This window comes from Nonomuraea sp. NPDC052634 (assembly GCF_040678535.1).
Lineage (GTDB): Bacteria > Actinomycetota > Actinomycetes > Streptosporangiales > Streptosporangiaceae > Nonomuraea > Nonomuraea fastidiosa.
Genome location: NZ_JBFATY010000009.1, coordinates 283,301 through 295,241 on the forward strand (window position 1 = coordinate 283,301; position 11,941 = coordinate 295,241).

At 70.2% G+C, this 11,941-nt stretch carries 10 protein-coding genes; 4 read left to right on the forward strand and 6 right to left on the reverse strand.

Annotation, left to right across the window (positions count from 1 at the left end):
* Positions 1–15: 15 nt before the first annotated feature.
* A complete protein-coding gene (locus AB0K67_RS31740) occupies positions 16–1,197 on the forward strand; it encodes a MoxR family ATPase (RefSeq protein ID WP_364067629.1) in 1,182 nt (393 codons plus the stop codon).
* A 304-nt stretch (positions 1,198–1,501) separates the two neighbouring features.
* Here AB0K67_RS31740 and AB0K67_RS31745 read toward each other — a convergent pair whose 3' ends face one another.
* From AB0K67_RS31745 to AB0K67_RS31760, 4 genes are read right to left on the reverse strand one after another with little or no spacing between them, the layout of a single operon-like run.
* The gene (locus AB0K67_RS31745; protein ID WP_364067631.1) at positions 1,502–2,620 is read right to left on the reverse strand and encodes a magnesium and cobalt transport protein CorA; all 1,119 of its coding nucleotides are present in this window, start codon (positions 2,618–2,620) and stop codon (positions 1,502–1,504) included.
* 25 nt (positions 2,621–2,645) lie between these two features.
* A complete protein-coding gene (locus AB0K67_RS31750; protein WP_364067633.1) occupies positions 2,646–3,122 on the reverse strand; it encodes a nuclear transport factor 2 family protein in 477 nt (158 codons plus the stop codon).
* A gap of 7 nt (positions 3,123–3,129) precedes the next feature.
* Positions 3,130–4,011, reverse strand: a complete 882-nt coding sequence (locus AB0K67_RS31755) for an amidohydrolase family protein (RefSeq protein WP_364067635.1) — start codon at positions 4,009–4,011, stop codon at positions 3,130–3,132.
* A gap of 21 nt (positions 4,012–4,032) precedes the next feature.
* A complete protein-coding gene (locus AB0K67_RS31760; RefSeq protein ID WP_364067637.1) occupies positions 4,033–4,545 on the reverse strand; it encodes an LLM class flavin-dependent oxidoreductase in 513 nt (170 codons plus the stop codon).
* Between the two features lie 109 nt (positions 4,546–4,654).
* Between AB0K67_RS31760 and AB0K67_RS31765 the strand changes: the two genes are divergently transcribed.
* Entirely contained in the window at positions 4,655–5,353 is a 699-nt protein-coding gene (locus tag AB0K67_RS31765) for a M50 family metallopeptidase (protein ID WP_364067639.1), read from the forward strand.
* A 46-nt stretch (positions 5,354–5,399) separates the two neighbouring features.
* The gene (locus tag AB0K67_RS31770; RefSeq protein WP_364067641.1) at positions 5,400–7,175 is read left to right on the forward strand and encodes a protein kinase; all 1,776 of its coding nucleotides are present in this window, start codon (positions 5,400–5,402) and stop codon (positions 7,173–7,175) included.
* On the opposite strand, the gene AB0K67_RS31775 is transcribed toward AB0K67_RS31770, so the two are convergent.
* On the reverse strand, positions 7,164–9,338 hold the full coding sequence (locus tag AB0K67_RS31775; protein ID WP_364067643.1) for a thiamine pyrophosphate-dependent enzyme: 2,175 nt from the start codon (positions 9,336–9,338) through the stop codon (positions 7,164–7,166). The genes AB0K67_RS31770 and AB0K67_RS31775 overlap by 12 nt on opposite strands.
* Before the next feature lie 244 nt (positions 9,339–9,582).
* Between AB0K67_RS31775 and AB0K67_RS31780 the strand changes: the two genes are divergently transcribed.
* Complete coding sequence (locus AB0K67_RS31780; protein WP_364067645.1) at positions 9,583–10,893, forward strand: hypothetical protein; 1,311 nt, start codon at positions 9,583–9,585, stop codon at positions 10,891–10,893.
* A gap of 411 nt (positions 10,894–11,304) precedes the next feature.
* Here AB0K67_RS31780 and AB0K67_RS31785 read toward each other — a convergent pair whose 3' ends face one another.
* Positions 11,305–11,904 (reverse strand): TetR/AcrR family transcriptional regulator, encoded by a 600-nt coding sequence (locus AB0K67_RS31785; RefSeq protein ID WP_364067647.1) that lies wholly within the window; start codon positions 11,902–11,904, stop codon positions 11,305–11,307.
* Positions 11,905–11,941: the final 37 nt, after the last annotated feature.

An 11,941-nucleotide genomic window follows, 5' to 3' on the forward strand; every position in this document is an offset into this window, starting at 1 on the left:
GAGAAGGGGACTCAGTTGACCCAGTACCACTACCAGGACCACGCCGAGCAGGCCGCCTACCGCTACCCGGACGCTGCCGAGCAGGCTGTGCCGCCGTACCAGCACCAGCAGCAGGCCGTCCACCCTCAGCACACCGGGCCGTACGACGCCTCCGCCCAGCTCCAGCAGAACGCCCAGCTCCAGCAGAGCCCCCAGCTTCAGCAGAACGCGCAGGCCCAGCAGAGCGCGCAGGTCCAGCAGCAGAACGCCCAGCTCGCCGGCCAGTTCGCGCAGCGCTTCCGCCTGCTCGCCAGCAACATCGAACGCGTCATCAGGGGCAAGCACGAAGCCATCGAGCTGGCCCTGATCTGCCTGTTCGCCGAGGGTCACCTGCTCGTCGAGGACGTCCCCGGCACCGGCAAGACGACGCTCGCCCGCTCGCTCGCCGCCAGCGTGGACGCCGAATGGCGGCGCATCCAGTTCACGCCCGACCTGCTGCCCAGCGACATCACCGGCGTGTCCATCTTCAACCAGGCGCAGCAGACGTTCGAGTTCCACCACGGGCCGGTCTTCGCCAACATCGTGCTCGCCGACGAGATCAACCGCGCCTCGCCGAAGACGCAGGCCGCGCTCCTGGAGGTCATGGAGGAACGCCGGGTCACCGTCGACGCCGAACCCCACCCGGTGCCCAGGCCGTTCCTCGTCGTCGCCACGCAGAACCCCGTCGACATGGACGGCACGTACCCGCTGCCCGAGGCCCAGCTCGACCGGTTCCTGATGAAGATCTCCGTCGGCTACCCCGACCACGCCTCGGAGGTCGAGGTGCTCAAGGGCATGCCCACCGGGCCGCAGATGGACCGGCTGCCCGTGGTGGCGCGCTCGTCGGACGTCGCCGGAATGATCGACTTCGCCTCCCGCATCCACGTGGCCGACCCCGTCTACGACTACATCGTCTCGCTGTGCGCGGCCACCCGTACCAGCCCGCACCTGCGCCTGGGCGCGAGCCCGCGCGGCAGCCTCGCCCTGCTGCGCGCCGCCCGCGTCAAGGCCGCCGCCGCGGGACGGCACTATGTGGTGCCCGAGGACGTCAAGGCGCTCGCCGTGCCCGTGCTGGCACACCGCCTCATCCTCACCCCCGAGGCCGAGCTCCGCGACATCACCGCCGCCACCGCACTCACCGAACTCCTGACCACCATGCCGGTCCCCCAGGCGGCCTGACCGCTACCCCGGGCCATCGGGCGAGGGGGAGTCCAGCAGCAACGGCTTCAACTGCCGGAAGAATTCGACCGCATCCGCCACCGAATCCCGCCCCGGCGCGCCTTCCATGATGTTGACGGACAGTAGCTTCTCGTGATCGGGCGTCCACCCGTAGACGAACGCGATGCTCCTGCCTTGCGCGTTCTTCCGCCGCGCCGAGAATCCGGGCCCGAGCCCGTCGGGGAGATCTATTCCGTGGAGGACCCGTTTGGTGTTCTCCGACCCTTCAGGACTCTTTCATGAAATATCCGGAAAGGTGCGCGGCTCAGAGCCAGTCTCTCCGCTTGAAGACCATGTACAGCACCAGGCACACCACGCCCATGAGCACGAGCGCGAACGGATACCCGAACACCCAGTGCGTTTCCGGCATGAAATCAAAATTCATCCCGTAAATGGTCCCCACCAGCGTCGGCGCGAAGAGGATGGCCGCCCAGGCGGAGATCTTCTTGACCTCCTCGCCCTGCTGGATGCTGGCCTCCGTCATGCGCGCCATCTCGGCGTTCTGCGCCTGGGTGACCAGCGTGGAGTTGACGACGAGGATGTTCTGCAGCATCTGGCGGAAGGACGAGATGCGCTCGGTCACGGTGATCGCGTGGTCGGCGACGTCGCGCAGGTAGCTCTGGAGCTCGTCGGTGACGCCGTACTTGCGGGCGCCGGCGATGAACCCGTGGATCATGCCGACCAGCGGCGCGGTGGCCCGCTGGAACTCGATCACCTCGCCGGACAGCTCGTAGACGCGCCGCGACACCGACGGGTCGCCGCTGAAGACCTGGACCTCGATCTCCTCGATGTCCTTCTGCAGCCCGGCCACGACCGGCGCGTACCCGTCCACGACGGCGTCGAGTATCGCGTACAGGACGGCCTGCGGGCCTTGACGCAGCAGGTCGGGGTCCGACTCCATGCGCTTGCGGACGCCCTGCAGGTCGGGCGCCTCGGCATGGCGTACGGTGATCACGAAGTTGGGGCCGACGAAGACGTGCAGCTCGCCGAAGGCGACCTCCTCCACGTCGTCGAGGTAGCGGGCGGCGCGCAGCACGACGAAGAGGGTGTCGCCGTAACGGTCGGCCTTGGGCCGCTGGGAGCCGACGATGGCGTCCTCGAGGGCCAGCTCGTGCAGCTCGAACTCCTCGCCGAGCTTGACCAGCTCCCACTCCTTGGGCCGGTAGAGCCCGATCCACGCCATGGAGTCGGGCATCTGCTTGAGGCGTTCGAAGGCGTCGGCGAGCGAGCCGGGGTTGTCGACCCGCTCGCCGTCGCGGTAGATGGCGTTGTCGATCACGGTCGGCCGATAGGGATGCTCCTCCACGGCGCGCGGGTCCATCGAGTGTTCCGGCGCCTCCTCGCGGGTTTCTCCGCCGCGCCTGAGACCCCTCACCCTGGCCATGGGCGAACCTCCCAACCGGAAAGAACTAAGACGAGCTCATCAGCTCGTTGAGCTGCTGTGTCGCACGGTCTCTGATGGTCTTACGCCACATGGGCGTCCAGCCGAACACCAGCCCGTGCGGCCGGCCCAGCGCCATCTTCGACCAGCGCTTGAAGTCGAAGTCGTCACGATGGCGGACGATCAGGTCGTCTTCGAACCTGAACAGCGCGTCGATCTCGTTGACGACCTGGCGGCCCGTGCTGGAGAAGGTGTAGCGGGCCGTCCAGTGGGCGGTGCCGGTGAAGTCGTCGGCTGTCACGTCACGATATTCGGACTTCAGCCCGTCGCGCACGCCGAGCTGCAGCCGCCACATCCTCATCACCCGGTCGCGCCCCTCGACCTCCTGGAAGATGGGATCGCTGAAACTGACTTCGGGGTGGTAACAGCGCTCCATGGCCGCGAAGTCCGCGCGGCCGAGAGCGTCGTAGAAAGCGCTGATGAGCGCCACGTGCCGATCGTTCACCCTTCTATCAGATCATGGCGGCACCGTTGTCCCAGCACACGGCCCGCAACCAGGCATCGCCCAGATCGAGGCGGGCCAGCGCGTCGAGCTGGTGCGCGTACGAGTACGGGATCGTGGGGAAGTCCGTGCCCAGCACCACCTTCCCCGCCAGGCCGAGATCACGCAGCGCGGGCCGCAGCCGGTCGGGGAACGGCATGCGCTTCTCGCTGAAGTCGGTGAAGGCCATCGTGGTGTCCAGCGCGACCCGTTCGTAGCGGGCGGCCAGCTCGAAGAACGGGTCGTACTCGGGCATGCCGAGGTGCGCGATCACCACCCGCAGCGCCGGATGGCGGCGCAGCACCTCGGCGATGGGCTCGATCCCGACATGTCCACCGGGCACGGGCACCGAGCTCGCGTGCACCACGACCGGCACCCCCGACTCGGCCAGCAGCCCCCACACGCCGTCCAGCTCGGGCACCCGCGGATCGAACCCGCCCACCTGCAGGTGCACCTTGAAGATCCGGGCGCCGTCGTCGAGCGCCTTCCGCGCGTACGCCTCCACGCCCGGCTCGGGGTAGAAGGTCGCGGACGGCAGGCAGCCCGGGGTGCGGCGGGCGAAGCCGAGCGTCCAGGCGTTCAGGTCGGACGCCATGCCGGGTTTGTGGGCGTACGCCAGCGCGGGGAACGTCCGCACGCCCAGCTCCCGCAGCCGCTCGACCCGCTTGTCGACCGGCCACTCGTACGTGATGGGCCACCCGTCGCCCATCAGCGGCCCGCCGTGGTGGAAGTGGTGCCACACCCGGCGTTCCATGCGTTCGGGCAGGAAGTGCACGTGCAGGTCGATCAGGCCGGGCAGCCCCAGCCGTCGCCACCAGCCAGGCACTTCGGCGTCAGATACCACGCACGACACCCTAAACACCCCGAAGGGGCTTCACCAGGTGGAGATCTGCGGGATCACCTCGCCGCCCAGCAGCTCGATCGCCTTGAGCTGGTCGCCGGCGCGGGCGGTCACGTAGACGGCGGTGAAGCCGAGCTCGTGCAGGCTCCTGAGCTGGTCGAGCACGCGGCCCGCATCGTCGTCGGGCCCGAGCACCAGCACGCTCGTCTTCTCGATCTCGTCGTAGTCGCGGCCCTCGCGCTCGCAGTGGCCGCGCAGCACGTCGAGCTTACGGGTGACGTCGGGGCCGCCGAAGATGTTGCAGGCGTCGGCGTACTTGGCGACCAGGCGCAGCGTCTTCTGCTCGCCGGAACCGCCGATCATGATCTTGGGGTGCGGCCGGCTGACGCTCTGCGGCGAGTTCAGCGTGCGTTCCAGCCGGTAGTGCCGCCCCTCGTACGGCTCCTGGCCGCCGCTCCACATCTGACGGCAGATCTGCAGCGTCTCCTCGAGCCGCTCCGCCCCGCCCGGCCAGGTGAAGTGCTGAATGTGCAGTCCGAGTTCCATGGGCCGGCTCCTCATGATCGGAAATGGCTGCGGCCATTATCACTCCGCGTGCGCCGCCGCTTCCGCAGGGACTCCGCGGACCCGGCGAAGCGATTAGGGTTTGTCCTCGATGGACAAGTTCTGGGCCCACCTGATCGCCACGCAACCCGACCCCGAGCCCTGGGTGGTGGCGGGCTCGGCGCTCGCGGCGCTCGTGATCGTCGGCTTCCGCATGCCCTGGCAGGTCTCCCGCGGCCTGATCACGATCGCCCATGAGGGCGGCCACGCCCTCATGGCGCTGCTCACCCGGCGCAAGCTCGAAGGCATCCGGCTGCACTCCGACACCTCGGGCGTGACGCTGACCAGGGGCAGGCCCACCGGTCCCGGCATGGTGCTGACCGCGATGGCGGGCTACATCGCGCCGCCGCTGCTCGGGCTGGGCGCCGCGTGGCTCACCGAGCAGGGCCACATCACGCTGCTGATCTGGGGCGTGCTGCTGCTCTTAGTCTGCATGCTGCTGCTGATCCGCAACCTGTACGGCGCCCTCATCCTCCTCGTCACCGGCGGCGCCGTCTTCGCCCTGATCATGTACGCCCCCGCCGGGGTCCAGCAGGTCGTGGCCCTGGTCGCCACCTGGTTCCTGCTCTTCGGCGGCATCCGGCCGATCATCGAGCTGCAGCAGAAGCGGCGCCGCAGGCAGGCCAGAGACTCCGACGCCGACCAGCTCGCCCGGCTGACGTTCCTGCCCGGCGGCTTCTACGTGTTCTTCTTCCTGCTGGTGGCACTGGCGTCCATGGCGTTCGGTGCGTACCTCATGAATCCCCTCTGATCCCGCTATTTCCCACTAAACTCCACAGCAACGGGGGGAGAGTGGAGTGCTGCCAGTCGAGGACGCACCCGGCTACCGGGTACTCGATCAGGTTGGCCAGGGCGGATTCGCCGTCGTTTACCGCGCCTACCAGGAGCGCCTCGACCGGGTCGTGGCGCTGAAGGTGCTGTCCGTCGACCGGGTCGACCAGCGGACCATGCGCAGGTTCCAGCGCGAGTTGCAGCTCACCGGCCGCCTCACCGGCCACCCCAACGTCGTCACCGTCTTCGACACCGGCATGACCGCGTCCGGCAAGCCGTACATCGCGATGGACTTCTTCGAGAACGGCTCGCTGCGCGACCGGATCCGCAGGGAGGGGCCGCTGCCGGTCCCCGACGTGCTGCGCACCGGCGTCAAGCTGGCCGGGGCGCTGGCGGCCGTCCACGAGGCCGGGGTGCTGCACGGCGACATCAAGCCGCAGAACATCCTCATCTCCCGCTACGGCGAGCCGGCGATCGCCGACTTCGGCGTGGCCAGGGTGGTCGACGCGGCGGAGATCTCGGCCACCTCGCAGGCGTTCACGCCGCTGCACGCCGCCCCCGAGGTGCTCACCGGACGCCCCCACTCGGCCGCCACCGACGTCTACTCGCTCGGCTCCACCCTCTATCACCTGCTGGCCGGGCAGCCCGCCTTCCACAACCCGGCGGACCCGTCGATCGCGCCGCTGATGTACCGGGTGCTGAACGCCGAGCCGCCGCCGATCAACCGCCCCGACGTGCCGCCCGCGGTGCTCGCGCCGGTGCTGCGCGCGATGGCCAAGCAGCCGGAGGCCAGGTACGGGTCGGCGCGCGAGCTCGCCCGGCACCTCCAGGCCGTGCAGGCGGAGCTCGGCCTGCCGGTCACCGACCTGATCGGCGCCGGCACCGCCGCGCCCGCGTCCTCGAGCGGCACCGCCTTCCCCGCGACGGGCCCGCAGCACTCCGCCCCTTCAGGCACGGGCTCGCAGTACGTCACCCCTTCCGGTACAGGCGCGCAGCACGCCGCACCCTCCGGTACGAACCCGCACCACTCATCGGGTGCCCGGGCTTTCCCGGCGACAGGGCAGCACCAGGCGCCGACCGGAGCCGCTGCGGCCACGAGCGGGGCGTTCCCCGCGACGGGCCAGTACCTTCCCCCGCCCCAGCCGCCCATGGGAGGGCCGCCGGCGCAGGGACCGTCGCCGATGCAGGGGCCACCGGCAGTGCAAGGGCCACCGGCAGTGCAGGGGTCGCCGCCAGTGCAGGGGTCCCCGCCGGTGCAGGGGGCGCCGTCGTTACAGGCGCCGCCGCCCCAGCACTCCCAGCCCGCACCGAACCCGGGCGCAAGCAGCGCGCGTACCCGCACCATCCTCCTGATCGCCGCCGCCGTGGCGGTGATCGCGGTCGGCGGCACGGCGCTGGCCGTCTTCCTCTCCCAGCCGCCGGACCGGCCCGGCACGACCACCACCACTCCGACGACGGCCACGGGCACGCAACGCCCGCAGGGCGGGCAGGATGTATCGGCCTACGCGCCCCGCGAGGTCAAGCTGACCGCCGACCAGGGCGCGCTGATCGAGCTGAAGTGGACGCTGCCAGAAGCCGCCCGCCGCCATCCGGTGGTCATCCAGCGCTCCCCGGGCGAGCAGGGCAGGCAGACCGTCACCGCGCTCGGGCAGGGCGCGACCACGGCCAAGGTCACCGGCCTCGACCCGGACAGCGGCTACTGCTTCCTGGTGGGCGTGCCGGTCCAGATCTCGGAGAACTCGACGGTCGCCTGGTCGGAGCCGTACTGCATCAGGGGAGCGGTGGCCCGCTCAGCCGAGTAGCTTGCGCGCCGCCTGCTCGATCTCCTCCTCCGACAGCAGCACGTGATCGGCCGCCGGGCCGAGCGGGATGAAGCTGTCCTCCGACGTCACCCGCGCGACCTTCCCGGTGAACCCGGCGTCGAGCAGCTCGGCCACGATGCCCTCGGAGACGCCGCCGGAGTGCCGGGTCTCGTCGGCGATCAGCACGGCGCCCGTCAGCTCGGCCGAGCGCAGCAGGTCCTCGATCGGCAGCGGCGCCAGCCAGCGCAGGTCGAGCACGCGGCAGCCGTACCCCTCCTGGGTGAGCCGCACCGCGGCGCGCAGGCTCATCCGCACCCCGTTGCCGAACGTGACGATCGTCAGGTCGCGCCCGTCGCCGTAGGAGCGGGCCTTGCCGATCGGCACGTGCGTCTCGGCCCAGCGCGAGGGCGGCGCGTACGGGGCCAGCCAGCCGCCGTCGCCGTCCTCGAACAGGTCACGGGTGTGGTAGAGCGCGATCGGCTCCAGGAACACGCACACCGACCCGGCCGTACGGGCCGCCGCCAGGCACGTGCGCAGCATGGCCGAGGCGTCGTCGGGCCGCGCCGGTGAGGCGATGACCAGGCCGGGGATGTCGCGCAGCGCGGCCACCGCGTTGTCGTTGTGGAAGTGGCCGCCGAACCCCTTCTGGTAGGCGTAGCCGGCCACCCGCACCACCATCGGGTTGGTGTAGGCGCCGCGCGAGAAGAACGACAGCGTCGAGCCCTCGCCGCGGATCTGGTCGAGCGCGTTGTGCAGGTAGGCGAGATATTGGATCTCGGGTACGGGCAGCAGCCGCGACACGCCCTGCCCGAGCGCGAGGCCCAGGATGGCCTGCTCGTCGAGCAGCGTGTCGAAGACCCGGCCGGGGCCGAACCGCTTCTGCAGCCCCCTGGTCACGCCGTAGACGCCGCCCTTCTTGCCGACGTCCTCGCCGAACACGGTCAGCTCGGGGTAGACGGCCAGCGCGTCGGCGAGCGTGCGGTTGATGGACTGCGAGAGGGTCAGCGGCTTGTCGTTCTCCGGCAGCGCCCCGGCGAACGCCTTCTCCCTCACCGCGGGCGAGGCCGCCATCGGGCTGATCTTGGCGATCAGCTCGGGCTTGCGCGGCGCGATCGGCTCCATGACCTCCTTGGCCGAGCCGAGCCGCGGGCGGCGGGCGGTCTCCTGGGCGATGAGCAGGATGTGCTCGCGCGCCAGCTCGTACTGCTTGAGCAGCTCGTCCGGCGTCTCCAGCCCCGCCTCCACCAGCATCGCCGCGGTGCGCAGCAGCGGGTCGCGGGCGAGGTCGGCCTTGATCTCGCGCTGGGTGCGGTAGGCGGACTCGACGTCGGACCCGGCGTGCCCCATCAGCCGCACGGTCCGCAGGTGCAGGAACGCGGGGGAGCGGCGCTCGCGTACGTGCTCGACGGCGCGCACGGCCACGTCGTACGCCTCGGCCAGGTCGCACCCGTCGGCGGCGAAGTATTCGATGCCCGGCCGCCGCACCGCGGCCTCCACCCAGCCCTTGGGCGTGCGCACGCTGATGCCGATGCCGTTGTCCTCGCAGACGAACAAAAGCGGCATGCCCAGCCCCTGGTAGGTGGCGTAGGCGGCGGTGTTGAAGCCGGTCTGCGCGCTCGCGTGGTTGATCGAGGCGTCGCCGAAGCTGCACACCGCGATCGCGTCCTCCGGCCAGGCGGACGGCACGCCCAGCGACCGCGCCCGCTCGATCGCGAACGCCACGCCCACCGCCCTCGGCAGGTGGCTGGCGATCGTGGACGTCTGGGGGATGACGGCCAGGTCGGGATGGCCGAAAACCTTGTGCCGCCCGCCCGCGATGGGCTCCTCTGACGAGGCGGTCAGTCCCAGCAGCACGTCGCGGATGCCCTGCTCGGGCAGCCTGCCCGCCTGCTCGGAACGGGTGAGGTAGAACGCGCCCGAGCGGTAGTGGAGCAGCGCAGGGTCGCCGGGACGCAAGGCGGCGGCCACCGCCGCGTTGCCCTCGTGACCGGCCGAGCCGATCGTGTAGAAGCCCTCATCACGCTCGCGCAGCCACCGGGCCGCGATGTCGAGCAGCCGGCTGTCGAGCTGGCGCCGGTAGAGCGTCCTGCACTGCGCACCGGTCAGTGACGTGCCGTCCCGGATCGGAAGCCCCGGATCTCGCGGAGTGCCCGCTTCCAGCATTGCAACGGCCTGGGTGAAATGAGTCTCTATTGTGTCGCGCGCCACACCCCCGATTATGTCTTTGATCGGCGCTGACGTCTTCCGGACGCAGGCGAGATGTTGTGGAGCGGTCCGATTGACCCCTGTAGATAACTGTTTGTCAGAATTCACAACCTTCACCGCGGGGGCCACGTCTACTAGGAGCACACGCGTGGCACCCTCAATGCCGCGTTGAAACCAATGGGGTCTCCAGAAAGGAACCCGCATGTTGCAACGCATCCGTGTAGCCGCCCTCGCCCTCGTTCTGGGGGCCGGGGCACTCGCCGCGGGCCCGGCCGCGGCAGCGGCGGCTCCCGTACCGAGCATCAGCACCGTGGGCCTGCGCCCCGCGGCCCCGATCGTGGTGTTCGACAAGGACGTCGCCGTCACGTTCACGTTCACCACGAGGTTCGCGGAGAAGGCCGAGCTCAAGCTGAACGGCGCCGCGGTGCCCGTCACCTCGTCGCGCATCCGGGGCGGCCTGAAGTGGACCGGCACCAGGTCGTTCGGCGCGAGCGCCGCCGGCAAGTGGACGTACACCGCCACCGCCTTCGGTGACGGCGAGGCCACCAAGACCGGCTCCTTCGAGGTCGTCAAGGCGCTCACCACCCGGATCGCCGGCTTCAAGGCCGAACCCGGCCGGGTCACCAGGGGCAAGCCCATCAAGGTCGCCGGCCGGCTGCTCGCCGACGGCAAGGCCTACCCCGGCCAGAGCGTCTCCATCACCTTCCGCGAGCGCGGCTCCGACGACTACCGCGAGGTCACCAAGGTGACCAGCGGGCGCGGCGGCTGGTTCTCCGCGAACGTACGCGCCCGGTCCACCGGCTGGTGGCGGGCCGAGTTCGCGGCCACCGCGACCGCGCGGGGCACCGTCAGCGACTCCGACCGCGTGGACGTCAGGCGGCCCAACCTCGCCAGCCGGATCTCCGGCTTCGACGTCCGTCCCGAGCCCGTGGACAAGGGCGACAGGCTCCGCTTCAGCGGCACCCTGCGCGCCGAGCGCCGCGGCGGCCTGTCCGGCCAGCGCGTGTCCATCTTCTTCCGGGCCGACGGCTCGCGCCGGTGGGAGTACGTCACCAGCGACGTGACCGGGCGCGGCGGCCGCTTCTCCGCCACCGCCACGGCGCAGAAGTCCGGCTGGTGGCGCGCCGAGTACCGCGGCACCCGCGGCGTCGACGGCACCGTCAGCCGTCCCGACCGGGTCCAGGTCAACGAGCCCAAGAAGGACACCCGGCTGATCAAGTTCGACGCCTACCCCGAGCCGGCCAAGCGCGGCGGCACCCTGAAGTTCAGGGGCGTGCTGCTGGTCTCGGACGACGGCTCGTGGGAGGGCTACGCCGGCAAGGTGGCGCTCTACTTCAAGCCGCTCAGCTCCAAGAAGTGGCAGTACGTCAAGACCACCGCCTCCGGCGACAGCGGCCGCCTCTACACCAAGGCCAGGGCCTGGACCTCCGGCCACTGGAAGTTCGTGTTCCGCGGTGACGCGGCCACCAACGGCGACGACAGCGCCACGGACTTCGTCCGCGTACGGCGCTGACCTTCACGCACTGAGCGCTCTGCGAGTGCACTGGCGAGGCCCGGGGGCACCTCCCCGGGCCTCGCCCTTTCGCCTGGGCTGGCTACCTCTGGCCCCCCGCTTGCTCGAAGCGCTCGCCGATCTCGATCTGCTCGAAGCGCTGATCGAGCTGTTCGAGGCGCTCGTTGAGCGAGTTGCAGCCGGCCTTCATCTCGGCCCTGATGGCTCGGGTCTCTCGAGTGATCAGAAAGCCCGGCTCTCCAGGTCAAGGTACTTCTCTTCGAGATCCAACATGCGGTTGCGCTCCTTAAGGCATTCGGGGGGATGGCTGTGACGTGCCGCGCGGCGCATCAGGAAAGCTGCCCTCCGTGCAAGATCGTGCGCAGTGAGATGTGAAAGTCCTTCCCGTCGATTCGTCTCGACGGCGGGAAGTTAATGAGCCCTAACGGCGGCGTCGATGGCGGCCCTGGCCATCGCGTGCAGCAGCGGCCGCATCTCGCCCGCGGGCAGCTCGCCGGCGCTGTGCGGGGTCGAGTTGAGCAGCCCGAAGACGGCGTGCGTCGCGGCGCGCAGCCGGGCGGCCGGGCATGACGGGTGCAGCTCGGCGAGCACGGTCACCCATTCCTCGACGTAGAGCCGCTGCAGCCGCCTGATCTGCCTGCGCTGCGGCTCCGGCACGTTGCCCAGCTCCCTGTCGTGCACGGTGATCAGCGCGGGCTGCTCGAGCGCGAACGTGATCTGCACGTCGAGCAGCTCGTCCAGGGTCCGCTTGGGGTCGGGTGAGGAGGTGGCGACCGCGACGGCCGACTCGCGCAGCCGCGAGCTGACGTCGAGCAGCATCTCCGACAGCAGCGCGTCCTTGCCGTCGAAGTGCCGGTAGAGGGCGGGGCCCGAGACGCCGACGGCGGCGCCGATGTCCTCGATCGAGACGCCGTGGAAGCCGCGCGCGGCGAACAGCTCGGCGGCCGCCTCCAGGATTTCCGCGCGCCTGTTGCGGCGGCTGCGGGTAGAGGGGGCGGAGGCGGTGGTCACGTCTCACATGCTAGACGATGAGGTTAATGGTGACTAA

What these genes read in the sequence shown, in the direction of transcription:
- AB0K67_RS31775 (WP_364067643.1), bottom strand. Translation starts at nt 9,338, where the DNA reads ATGCTGGAAGCGGGCACTCCGCGAGATCCGGGGCTTCCGATCCGGGAC.
- AB0K67_RS31745 (WP_364067631.1), bottom strand. Translation starts at nt 2,620, where the DNA reads ATGGCCAGGGTGAGGGGTCTCAGGCGCGGCGGAGAAACCCGCGAGGAG.
- AB0K67_RS31765 (WP_364067639.1), top strand. Translation starts at nt 4,655, where the DNA reads ATGGACAAGTTCTGGGCCCACCTGATCGCCACGCAACCCGACCCCGAG.
- AB0K67_RS31780 (WP_364067645.1), top strand. Translation starts at nt 9,583, where the DNA reads ATGTTGCAACGCATCCGTGTAGCCGCCCTCGCCCTCGTTCTGGGGGCC.
- AB0K67_RS31760 (WP_364067637.1), bottom strand. Translation starts at nt 4,545, where the DNA reads ATGGAACTCGGACTGCACATTCAGCACTTCACCTGGCCGGGCGGGGCG.